At 39.7% G+C, this 11593-nt stretch carries 10 protein-coding genes; 9 read left to right on the top strand and 1 reads right to left on the bottom strand.

Features of this window, described 5'->3' with window-relative positions; genetic code table 11:
- Positions 1-47: 47 nt before the first annotated feature.
- Complete coding sequence (locus tag AWW67_RS01725; RefSeq protein ID WP_062299799.1) at positions 48-1178, bottom strand: aminotransferase class I/II-fold pyridoxal phosphate-dependent enzyme; 1131 nt, start codon at positions 1176-1178, stop codon at positions 48-50.
- Positions 1179-1275: 97 nt separating this feature from the next.
- Between AWW67_RS01725 and AWW67_RS01730 the strand changes: the two genes are divergently transcribed.
- From AWW67_RS01730 to mraY, 9 genes are all read left to right on the top strand, one after another.
- The gene (locus AWW67_RS01730; RefSeq protein WP_375596901.1) at positions 1276-2187 is read left to right on the top strand and encodes a lipid A deacylase LpxR family protein; all 912 of its coding nucleotides are present in this window, start codon (positions 1276-1278) and stop codon (positions 2185-2187) included.
- Between the two features lie 115 nt (positions 2188-2302).
- The gene (locus AWW67_RS01735; RefSeq protein WP_062299838.1) at positions 2303-3277 is read left to right on the top strand and encodes a polyprenyl synthetase family protein; all 975 of its coding nucleotides are present in this window, start codon (positions 2303-2305) and stop codon (positions 3275-3277) included.
- Between the two features lie 185 nt (positions 3278-3462).
- On the top strand, positions 3463-4566 hold the full coding sequence (locus AWW67_RS01740; protein WP_062299803.1) for a CaiB/BaiF CoA transferase family protein: 1104 nt from the start codon (positions 3463-3465) through the stop codon (positions 4564-4566).
- 381 nt (positions 4567-4947) lie between these two features.
- Positions 4948-5394 (top strand): division/cell wall cluster transcriptional repressor MraZ, encoded by a 447-nt coding sequence (mraZ, locus tag AWW67_RS01745; protein ID WP_053224899.1) that lies wholly within the window; start codon positions 4948-4950, stop codon positions 5392-5394.
- Between the two features lie 7 nt (positions 5395-5401).
- Positions 5402-6310, top strand: coding sequence for a 16S rRNA (cytosine(1402)-N(4))-methyltransferase RsmH (gene rsmH / locus AWW67_RS01750; protein WP_062299805.1), 909 nt, complete (start codon positions 5402-5404; stop codon positions 6308-6310).
- A 9-nt stretch (positions 6311-6319) separates the two neighbouring features.
- A complete protein-coding gene (locus AWW67_RS01755) occupies positions 6320-6700 on the top strand; it encodes an FtsL-like putative cell division protein (protein ID WP_053224897.1) in 381 nt (126 codons plus the stop codon).
- A complete protein-coding gene (locus AWW67_RS01760; RefSeq protein ID WP_062299807.1) occupies positions 6690-8795 on the top strand; it encodes a PASTA domain-containing penicillin-binding protein in 2106 nt (701 codons plus the stop codon). Before AWW67_RS01755 ends, AWW67_RS01760 begins: the two co-directional genes overlap by 11 nt.
- A 3-nt stretch (positions 8796-8798) precedes the next feature.
- Positions 8799-10262: a UDP-N-acetylmuramoyl-L-alanyl-D-glutamate--2,6-diaminopimelate ligase gene (locus tag AWW67_RS01765; protein WP_062299809.1), complete on the top strand. Its 1464-nt coding sequence runs from the start codon at positions 8799-8801 to the stop codon at positions 10260-10262.
- A 75-nt stretch (positions 10263-10337) separates the two neighbouring features.
- Positions 10338-11552, top strand: a complete 1215-nt coding sequence (gene mraY / locus AWW67_RS01770; RefSeq protein WP_053224894.1) for a phospho-N-acetylmuramoyl-pentapeptide-transferase — start codon at positions 10338-10340, stop codon at positions 11550-11552.
- Positions 11553-11593 lie beyond the last annotated feature (41 nt).

Consider the following 11593-nt stretch of genomic DNA (forward strand, 5'->3'; position numbering starts at 1 on the left):
TAAAAACCCCAAAGATATGATAAAAATTCTTCCGCTAGCTTCCGCTGTTAACAAAGTAAGGAATTCAGCGCATGCGCCAAACCCAATACTTCATTTTTACTATTAAAACTATGTAAGCAGATTCTCAAGCGTTCTTCCCCTTCTTTTACCGTAGGCGAAAGAATTGCACGAACATCGAATCCCATTTCTTGAAGTTGCTTTGACGTAGATTTTGCTTTTAAGTTGCCTTCGGTAATTACCACTTGTATAGCGCTAGTAGATAAATAACGCGGAGGTCTTTGTGTCTTAATTGCTTGGTTGAAGGTGGAAATGTTTTCTTTTAAACGAATAGCCAAATCTGGGTGGTTGGTTAAAAACTGGAAAGCTTGCTGTATTGATAAAAACTCAAAAGGAGAGGGTGCGGTAGTGTATATAAATGGTCGCGAATAATTGATCATATAATCAATTACTGTTTGGTTTGAAGCTATGCAAGCACCATGAATGCCCATTGCTTTACCAAATGTGTATACAACCGCATACACTTGTTGTGTTAGATCTAACTCTGCTACTAAGCCCGCCCCATTTTTACCAAATACACCTGTGCTGTGTGCTTCGTCTACAATGAGTTTTGCATTGTATTTTTCTGAAAGTTCACAGAGTGCTTTTAGTGGAGCAAAGTCACCATCCATAGAGTAGACGGCTTCGCAAGCGATATAAACCTCACCTTCACTTAATTTTAATTTTCGCTCAAGATCGGCCAAGTCGTTATGCTTAAAAGGCATTGATTTGGCCAAACTCAATCGGCTACCATCTTTAATGCATGCATGTGAAAGCTCATCATATAGAATAGTATCGCCCCTTTGAGGAAGGCAAGAGAAAAAGCCAAGGTTAGCAGTATAGCCAGAGTTAAAAACCAGACTGGCATCATAACCAAAAAGCTTGGCTAGTTCTGATTCTACCTCGGTGGCTAAGGCTGAATTTCCCGTCAATAGCCTTGACCCAGTTGATCCATTTTTATCCGCTAGGCTTTCATAGCTGTTTAGAATTCGGTTTTTTAAATCTTCAGACCTCGCAAAACCTAAATAGTCGTTTGAGCTGAAGTCTATCAGTTTTTCATTCACTAATAATAAACTGCGTTTATTGCCCAGCAATGCTCGTTTATTTAATTGTTCCTCAATTCTTAAATTCTTTTTTTCCATTTGCCAATAATACGCTGGCTAAAATTATAAATAATTGAGACTTTAGCGCCTCAAATTAAATATCACTGTAATCAAGTCGATTCTTATTTTTTTCTCACTGCTCTTTACGTTGCCAATTTTAGGGCAGGTAGACTATCGTAAATCTGAATTTTCATTCACCACCGAAAATGATGTTTACTTACTGAACAGGGATGACGAGTACTATTCTAATGGGTTTCTTTTTCATTATAGATATGTTCCCAAAAAACCTGATTCTTTAAACACAAAAGAAATTATAGATATAAGTCTTACGCATAAGTTCTATACGCCTGACGATTTGCTTTATGATGAAATCTCTGAATTGGATAGGCCATACGCAGGCTTGCTCTATGCTGGAATTTCAAAGTCTATGTTCAAGAATGATTATTCACGATTTAAATATGGTTTGGAGTTAGGTACAACGGGCAAAGCCTCGGGAGCAGAAGCTTTGCAGAAGTGGTATCATAATGCCGTGGGGTTTAAGCAACCAAGAGGATGGCAGCATCAAATTAGAACGGCTTTGGTTTTAAATGCCACTGCTGAATATAATCGGCAGTTTAGTTTGGTGCCGAAAAGTATGGATTTCATTAGTTCATCATCAGCATCATTAGGAACAGGTCATACGAACATTGCCCAGAATTTCGATTTTAGGATGGGGCTATTGAACGTTTTGAACAAGTCGCCATTTGCAAATGCTATGATTGGCGAAAATAGCCAAGGCCTAGAGCGGGTAGGCTATGTAGTTTTTGGTTACGGAGTGTCCTATGTTTTCCATGACATTACAGCTTCGGGTAGTTTATTCAATAATAAAAGTCCGCATACAGAAAGGCAGATGCCTTGGGTGAGTACTTTTAGGGTGGGTTGGGCTACTGGTAATGAAAAAGCGACATTTAAAATTATGTTTCATTGGTTGAGTAAAGATGTACAAACAGCAAAAAATGACGCTTATATTTCTTTCGTTTTTGATTTTAGACTAAAAAACAAGGACTAAGAATAAGTTCAGCGTAAAATTTTTAAACAAAGGGCTTCTACTTTTCTTATCAAATAAAACTGCCCTCACTTTGCCGTTGAAGCATTACCTGTTAATATTGTGGCATTCTACTGATATGGCGTTAAAGCTTTCCGAAATACAGGCCCCCATTGCTAGTGAAATGACTGAGTTCGAACAGAAATTCAGGTCATTCATGAAGAGTAAAGTATTTCTGCTCGACCAAATCATGAGTTACATTGTAAAGCGCAAGGGCAAGCAAATGAGGCCTATGTTTGTGTTTTTGGCAGCAGGGGTTACAGGAAAAATATCAGATAGAACTTATAGAGGCGCCTCGCTAATAGAATTACTTCACACCGCCACTCTGGTTCACGATGATGTAGTAGACGACTCAAATTACAGAAGAGACTTTTTTTCAATCAATGCCCTTTGGAAGAATAAAATAGCCGTTTTGGTAGGTGATTATTTACTTTCGCGCGGTTTACTGCTTTCCGTAGATAATGAAGATTTCGATTTTCTAAAAATTGTTTCCCGAGCGGTGCGCGAAATGAGTGAAGGTGAATTGCTTCAAATGGCCAAAGCCAGGAACTTAGATATTACCGAGGATATCTATTATGATGTAATTCGTCAGAAAACCGCTTCGCTTATTGCCTCATGCTGCGCTGTTGGCGCTACCGCCTCCAATGCTTCTCAAGAAGACATAGAAAAAATGCGAGAATTTGGCTTAAAAGTCGGAATGGCTTTTCAAATCAAAGATGACCTTTTTGACTACGGTACTGAAGAAGTGGGTAAGCCCCTAGGTATTGATATTAAGGAGCAGAAAATGACATTGCCGCTGATTTATTCTTTACAAAACGCCAGTAGTAGCACCAAACGAAGAATAATCCGAACCGTGAAAAGCAAAGGAGATCATTCAAAAAAGGTGAATGAAGTAGTTGCTTTTGTAAGAGAAACTGGCGGAATTGAATATGCCCAAAAAGTAATGAATCAGTATTACCAAGAGGCAATACAAATTCTGGAAACATTTGAGCCAAGTATTTACAGAGATTCTCTTTCTCAGCTAGTTACCTACACAATAGAGCGGTCTAAATAAAAAAAACAACGCCATATTTTGAGATATGGCGCTGTTCAGTTAGTTAGTAGTAAATTTGTTTTTTGCTATAGCCCAATAGTAAAATTACGCTATGGCAGATGCTAAAATAACAACCTGTCGGAGAAAAGACCTTATATAAAAGCCGGTTTTTTTTTAAAAAAAATCACCAACCACTTTCTGCACCAATGAAAAAATTAAAAATAATTGAGTTGGCTTCCGTTCTAGCTGGGCCTAGTGTTGGGCAGTTTTTTGCAGAATTGGGTGCAGAGGTAATCAAAGTAGAAAGCTCTAAAACTGGCGGAGATGTTACTCGGTCATGGCTGTTTAAAGGGGAAAAGTTAAATGGCAGTGTTTCGGCATATTTTACTTCTGTAAACTGGGGTAAAAAATCTTTGTCCATTGATTTGAGTAACCAGAAAGAAAGGGCAATAGTCTATAAGCTTGTCAAGAATGCAGACATGGTAATTGCTAGTTATAAACCTGGTGATGCCGAAAAATTGGGTGTAGACTTCAACACTCTAAAAAAGATTAACCCAGCGCTTATTTATGGTCAAATTACAGGATATGGCCTAAACACTTCAAAAGTGGGTTATGATGCTGTTATTCAGGCAGAATCGGGATTTATGAGCATTAATGGTGAGCAAGGGGCTGCTCCGTTAAAAATGCCTGTCGCTCTGATTGATGTTTTAGCAGGGCACCAACTGAAAGAGGCACTGTTGGTAGCTCTTGTTGAGCGTATGGAAAGTGGTAAAGGAAAGTTTGTTCAAGTGGCTTTGATTGATGCTGCCATCAGTGCTTTGGTAAATCAAGGTGCAAATTGGTTGGTAGGAAAAAATGAGCCAAAGTCAATGGGTAATCTTCACCCAAATATTGCACCTTATGGCGAACTTTTTGAGACCAAAGATTGTCGCCAATTGCTGTTGGCTATTGGAAATGATAAGCAATTCTACAAGCTATGTAGTGTTCTGAGCATTAATGAGATGGATGGTTTTTCGACCAATCAAGAAAGAGTAGTAAACAGAGATGAATTGAACAGAATTCTAGCTGATAAAATCCGACTATGGCCTTCAGGTGAATTAATGGAATTGCTGGTCAATCAGCAGGTGCCAGCTGGCTTGGTGAATACCATAAATACTGCCCTAGATGAAGGCGAACCTCATTGGTTTTTAGAAGCCGAAGGCATTACAGGTTTACGCTCTTTTGTGGCTTCGGGCTTCGATCGCCTTTCGCTGAGCCCGCCTCCCCAATTAGGGCAGCATAATCAAGAAATTCTGGATGGTTTGAATTGACTTCTTCCACCGAGCCTTATTTTACCGCAAACGAACGTTTTTTAGTGATTTTTCTCCCACTTTACTCCACATGATCTAAAATCGGGTTGGTTAAGCCTTTTTTTATGTCCATTTGGTCATTTGTTCTTGCCTTTAAAAAAAACTCACGCATGTTAATTTTGTACCTAAAATCCATTTTTAAGCCTAGTTTTCCGAACAGCTAAAGCCTTTCTTATTCATCAGAAATGGACTTTTTACCTCCTTTATCTTTCTAGTGATATTTTTCGATCACACTTGTTTTTCTGTATGGAAAAAGATACTTTTCATAAAAAGTGGGGAAAAGTGAGGAAAAGTGGTGAAGTGTGGGAAAAAATCTTACTTTTGTAAAGGTTCAGGTGTGTAATGGCTTTTTTTACAAGTGAATATGACTGTAAGCTCGATGTAAAGGGCAGATTGGCTTTACCTTCAAAGGTAAGGGCTGCACTGCCAGATAATGCATCAGAAGAGCTTGTGCTAAGACGAGGTTTCGAGCCTTGCTTGGTGTTATATCCTATGCTTGAGTATAAAAAGATCTATGCGAAGATAAAGGGACTAAGCGAATTCAGTGAGGAGTACCGCAGGTTTCAGAGAACTTTTTTTAGGGGAAATGTAGACGTTGAGTTAGACGGAGCAGGAAGAATCAATATCCCTAAAAAGATGATGGAATATGCGGGGCTTGAAAAAGAAGTTGTGTTGGTAGGGTTGGGAAATAGAATCGAAATCTGGAATCCTGACCAATATGAGGAATACCTCATCCAAGACGCAAGTGAGTACTCCAAGATGGCGGAGAAATTTTTGGCAGACGAATAAATAAACTATGTCAGAGTATCATGTGCCAGTTATGCTTAAAGAATGCGTTGATGGCCTCTCTATCAAGCCGAATGGAATCTATGTAGATGTCACCTTTGGAGGTGGCGGACATTCAACCGAAATATTAAAGCATTTAAATAGTGAAGGCAGGCTCTTTGGTTTCGATCAAGACGTTGATGCTAGGGCTAATGCTGAAAAAATAGACAATCGTTCTTTCACATTTGTACAAGCCAATTTTAGGCACATCAAGCGATACCTCAAGTTGTACGGGGTAAAGCAGGTAGATGGGATTTTGGCGGACTTGGGAATTTCATCTCATCAAATTGATGAGCCAATGCGTGGGTTTTCTACCCGTGCAGAAGCTGATTTAGACATGAGGATGGACTTGAATGGTTCGCTTACTGCTGCCGATGTGGTGAATGAGTATTCAGAAGAGCAATTACATAAGCTTTTGGGTATTTACGGAGAGGTGAAAAATGCAAAAACTTTGGCTGCGGCTATTGTTTCGGAGCGTTTTTCCAATCCTTTCAAAACCACCAAAGACCTGATTCAATTATTGGATCGATTGGCGCCAAGGCATAGAGAGTATAAATATTATGCTCAGGTTTTTCAGGCCATCCGCATCGAAGTAAACGATGAGATGGGAGCATTGGAGGATTTTCTAGAGCAGTCGGCTGAGGTAATTAAGCCCGGGGGGCGCTTGGTGGTAGAGTCTTATCATTCGCTAGAAGATCGAATGGTGAAGAACTTTATTAACAAAGGGAAGGTGTTTGGCGAGGTTGAAAAAGACTTCTTCGGAAATCAGTTGAAACCATTTAATGCGATCAACAGGAAGCCGATTGAAGCAAATGAAGAAGAGTTAAAAGTGAATAACAGGGCAAGAAGTGCAAAACTTCGTATTGCCGAAAAAATATAAGTAAAGAAAGTGGCAGCGAATAAATTCAAAGCGAAAAGAGATGAGAAATCCGGCACAGCAGGTGGTGGCTTATTTGGTCTTTTGTCGAAGCTGAAAATAGCTGGAAACTTAGAAACGGGGCTTCCAGTGAAGCACCTGCCGAAAGTAGCTTTCGCACTAGTGTTGGGTGTGTTTTATGTATGGAACAGCCATTATGCTGAAAAAGCAAATAGAAATATTAAGAAACTAGAAACAGAAGTTGAGGATTTAAGGGCCGATGTTACCACGCTAGAGGCAGATTATATGTATAGCAGTAAGCAGTCGGAAGTAGCCAAGAACGTAAAGAAACTAGGATTAGAAGAAAGTAAAGAACCGCCATATAAAATTGTTGTAGACGAAAGTGAATATTAAGCAGTCGATATTACTGAGAGTAAGAATAGCTTTTTTAGCTGTGATTGCCTTTGTCTTGGTAGTAATCTACCGGATTGCAGACATTCAGTTTGTTCAAGGCGATGATTGGCGAAAACAAGCACAAGAAATTGGGTTGGATTATAAAACAATTAAAGCCACCCGTGGAAGTATTTATGCTGATGGTAACGACCTGATGGCGACCTCACTTCCCTTTTACAAAATTGCATTCGATCCTTCGCTTGCAAACGATAATACCTTTAAAACAGGTATTGACTCCCTTTCACTACTATTGTCGAAATTTTTTCGAGATCTCTCTCCTGGCGAATACCGGAAGAAGATCTCGGAAGCTCGACAGTCTCGCAAACGATATTTGGTTCTAAACAACCGCCTCATTAACTATCAGGATAAGGCCATGATGGAAAAGTGGCCGATTTTTCGGGAAGGCCAAATGATTGGGGGAGTAATATTTGACAAGGAGGATAGGAGACATCGTCCTTTTAAAGCTTTAGCCCAACGTACAATTGGCGGTTTAAATATAGATGGTGTGGCTACTGTAGGAATAGAAAAAAGCTTCGATCATTATTTGGCAGGTCAAGATGGAAAAGGCTTGTATCAAAGAATTGCAGGCGGTAACTGGATGCCAGTAAATGTAGCTTCAGATGTTAAGCCTAGAAATGGCTATGATGTGTACACTACTATCGATATCAACCTTCAAGATGTTGCTCAAAACTCACTTTTGAGGCAGTTAGAGAAGTTTGAAGCGGCTTACGGTACGGTAGTTTTAATGGAGGTGAAAACAGGTGAAATCAAAGCCATGTCTAACCTTACCAGAACTGAAAGTGGTACTTATGTAGAAGATTATAACTATGCGGTTCAAGGCTTAAATGACCCTGGGTCTACCTTCAAGTTGGCTTCAATGCTAGCCCTCTTAGAAGCAGATAAAATTGAGCTTACCGATTCAGTAGATACCAATGACGGTACTGTTAAATTTTATGACCGCACCATGGAAGATCAAAGTGCTTGGAAAGGTGGTTATGGTAAATTGACTGTTCAGGAAGTCTTCGAAAAATCATCTAATGTGGGTATTTCCAAACTGGTAGATCAATACTTTGGTAAGGACCCTCAAAAATACATAGACATTATAAAATCAACAGGTTTAGGGAAGCCACTCGATTTTCAAATGATAGGTGAAGGTATACCTTATATTAAAAATGCTGATGACAAATCATGGAGTGGAACAAGTTTACCGTGGATGTCAGTAGGGTATGAAACAAGTATTACTCCGCTTCAAACCCTAGCTTTTTACAATGCAGTGGCCAACGATGGAAAAATGATTCAGCCCATTATTGTAAAGAGTATTAGGAAGGGAAATCAGATCGTAGAAGAGTTTGAAGCTAAAACACTTGATAAGAAGATAGCCTCAAAAGCTACACTAGAAAAATTGAAAATCATGCTTGAGGGCGTGGTAGAAAGAGGTACCGCAAAAAACATTAAAAACGATTATTACAAGATCGCTGGAAAAACGGGAACCGCTCAAAAATTGATTAATGGGCGATATTACAAGCAGCGCTATTACGCCTCATTTGCAGGCTATTTTCCTGCCGATGAGCCTTTGTATTCTTGCATTGTGGTGATTGATGACCCTAAAGGTTTGAATAGTTTCGGAGGAGATGTTTCTGCGCCTGTTTTCAAAGAAATTGCTGATATGATATTCGCTTTAGACCTTGACTTACACGATAAGTTTGAAGGAGAGCGCTTGGCTAAAGAGGGAACCTTCCCTGTAATCAGGGCTGGAAATTTTGATGAATTGAATAAGCTGTTAAATCAGTTTGGTATTTCAAATCATATGGAAGAAGAAAATGTAGAGTGGGTAAGGGCTAGTGTTAATAATAATGCGATTGCTTGGAAGCCCAATCATTCTCAGTCGAACCTTGTGCCTAATGTGGAAGGAATGACATTGAGAGATGCGCTTTACATACTGGAAAATAAAGGGCTAAAAGTTAATATTTCTGGAACAGGTCGAGTGCTTAGGCAATCGATTTACGCTGGAAGAAGAATAGAAAAAGGAACAACCATAACCATAGAACTAGGGTAATTCATGTCTGCATTAAAAGACATATTGTACAAAGTGGCTTTACAGTCAGTATCTGGCGATACAGCTGTAGAAGTGGCTGCATTGGCTTTCGACTCCAGAAAAGTAGAAACTAATACAGCCTTTATCGCTACGCGTGGTACTCAAGTCGATGGTCATGATTATATAGAACAGGCCATTGAAAAGGGTGCTGTTGCCATTATTTGTGAAGTATTGCCCGAAAGCCTAAATACTGCCATTACTTACGTTCAGGTTAAAAATAGTAGTGAAGCTTTGGGTATCATGGCTTCTAACTTCTTTGGAAACCCTAGTGCAAAGTTGAAGTTGGTAGGCGTTACTGGCACCAATGGAAAAACTACTTGTGTAAGCTTATTATTCCAGTTGTTCAAACAGCTCGGCTATAATGTTGGCTTGCTTTCTACGGTTGTTAATAAAATCAATGACGAGATAATTGTGGCAACCCACACTACGCCCGATGCCATTCAAATGAATGAGTTGATGGCGAAAATGGTAGCCAAAGGTTGTTCTCATTGTTTTATGGAAGTCAGTTCTCATGCCTTGGTACAACATCGTGTTTCAGGACTCACTTTCACAGGAGCGGTTTTCACGAACCTCTCTCACGATCATTTAGATTATCACAAGACTTTCGATGAGTACATCAAAGCAAAGAAGATGCTCTTCGATGGGCTTCCCTCTTCTGCCTTTGCTTTAACCAATACTGATGATAAGCGAGGGTCGATAATGCTTCAGAATACAAAAGCAACGAAACACAGCTATGCTTTAAAAACCATGGCTGATTTCAAAGCGAGAATTCTTTCCAATACCCTTCAAGGTTTGGAATTAGATATTGAAGGCCATAATGTTTGGTTCAAGTTGATTGGTGATTTCAATGCTTATAACCTAATGGCGGTTTATGGAGCGGCTATTTTGCTAGAAGAAGAACCCGCAGATGTGCTTCAAACCTTATCGAATTTAAACCCAGCGCCAGGTCGTTTTGAGCAGGTGCTTACTGATACAGGAATTACTGCTATTGTGGATTACGCCCATACGCCTGATGCATTAGAGAATGTGCTTTCTACTATTAAGGTTTTCCGAAGTGGAAACGAGAAAGTAATTACGGTAGTAGGCTGCGGTGGAAATCGAGATACAACGAAAAGGCCTGAAATGGCAAAAATTGCTTGTGAACTAAGCGATAAAGTGGTACTCACTTCAGATAATCCACGCTTTGAGGAGCCAATGGCGATTATCGAAGACATGCAAAAAGGTGTGAGCCCGAGCAATTATAGAAAAACACTGGTAATGGCAGACAGAAGAGAGGCGATTAAAACCGCTTGCTCTATGGCCGAACCTAATGATATTATCCTCGTGGCGGGAAAAGGTCACGAAACCTATCAAGATGTAAAGGGGGTAAAATCCGATTTCGATGATAGAAAAGTATTGAAAGAAATGTTAAACCTGATTCATAAATAAAATACGATTGACGATGTCAGAGCTCAGAAAGCCGATTTTCTAAACTCTAGCGTCTAAAATCTAAAATCTAATAGAATGCTATACTACCTATTCAATTATTTAGATAGAGAATTTGATTTGGTTGGCGCGGGAGTGTTTCAGTACATCTCTTTCCGTGCGGGTATGGCTGTGCTTTTATCTTTGTTAATCACCATTACTTTCGGTGAGAAGCTGATCAACATGCTTCGAAACAAACAAGTAGGCGAGAGCATTAGAGATTTAGGTTTAGAAGGCCAAATGGCCAAAAAAGGTACACCAACTATGGGTGGACTTATCATTATAGCTGCCATTGTAATTCCAACTTTGCTCTTCGCGAAGCTTGAAAATATTTACGTTATCCTTCTACTTATCACCACTTTGGGTTTAGGAGCCATTGGCTTTTTGGATGATTACATCAAGGTTTTTAAGAAGAACAAAGAGGGGCTTGCCGGTAAATTTAAAGTGGTAGGTCAGGTAGGCATTGGCCTCTTGGTAGGAGCTGTACTTTACTTTAACGATGATGTAGTGGTAAGGGAATTCAACCCTGGTCCACAAGAGCAAACTATTTCAGTAACAGAAGCGCCAAATTATGTTGATAGCAAATCTACTACAACCACAATTCCTTTTGTGAAGAATAATGAGTTGGATTACGATGCTTTCAACCCAACGGATAACAAGTGGATTACTGCGGCCATTTACATTTTGGTGGTGATTTTCTTTGTTACAGCCATTTCTAACGGAGCCAATATTACGGATGGAATTGACGGATTGGCTGCGGGCACATCGGCCATTATAGGCCTTACGCTGGCAATTTTCGCCTACATATCGGGTAACGCTATTTTCTCTGATTATCTAAACGTGATGTTCATTCCAAATTCTGGAGAGCTCGTAATTTTCTGTACTGCCTTTGTGGGGGCTTGTGTTGGCTTTTTATGGTACAACTCTTATCCGGCCCAAGTTTTTATGGGCGATACAGGTAGTCTGTCATTGGGTGGAATCATCGCTGTGCTGGCTTTGGTCCTCCGAAAAGAACTTTTGATTCCAGTATTGTGCGGAATCTTTGTGATCGAAAATCTCTCTGTAATTATTCAGGTGAGTTATTTCAAATACACAAAAAAGAAATATGGTGAGGGAAGGAGAATCTTTAGGATGTCGCCTTTACATCACCACTATCAAAAAATGGAAATTCCAGAAGCCAAGATTGTTACAAGGTTCTGGATTGTGGGAATTCTGTTGGCAATTATAACATTGGCAACGCTTAAACTGAGGTAAAAAAGTTGATCAGAAAACAGGAAAACGGTCCCGAAGTATCG

Source organism: Roseivirga seohaensis (assembly GCF_001592945.1).
Lineage (GTDB): Bacteria > Bacteroidota > Bacteroidia > Cytophagales > Cyclobacteriaceae > Roseivirga > Roseivirga seohaensis.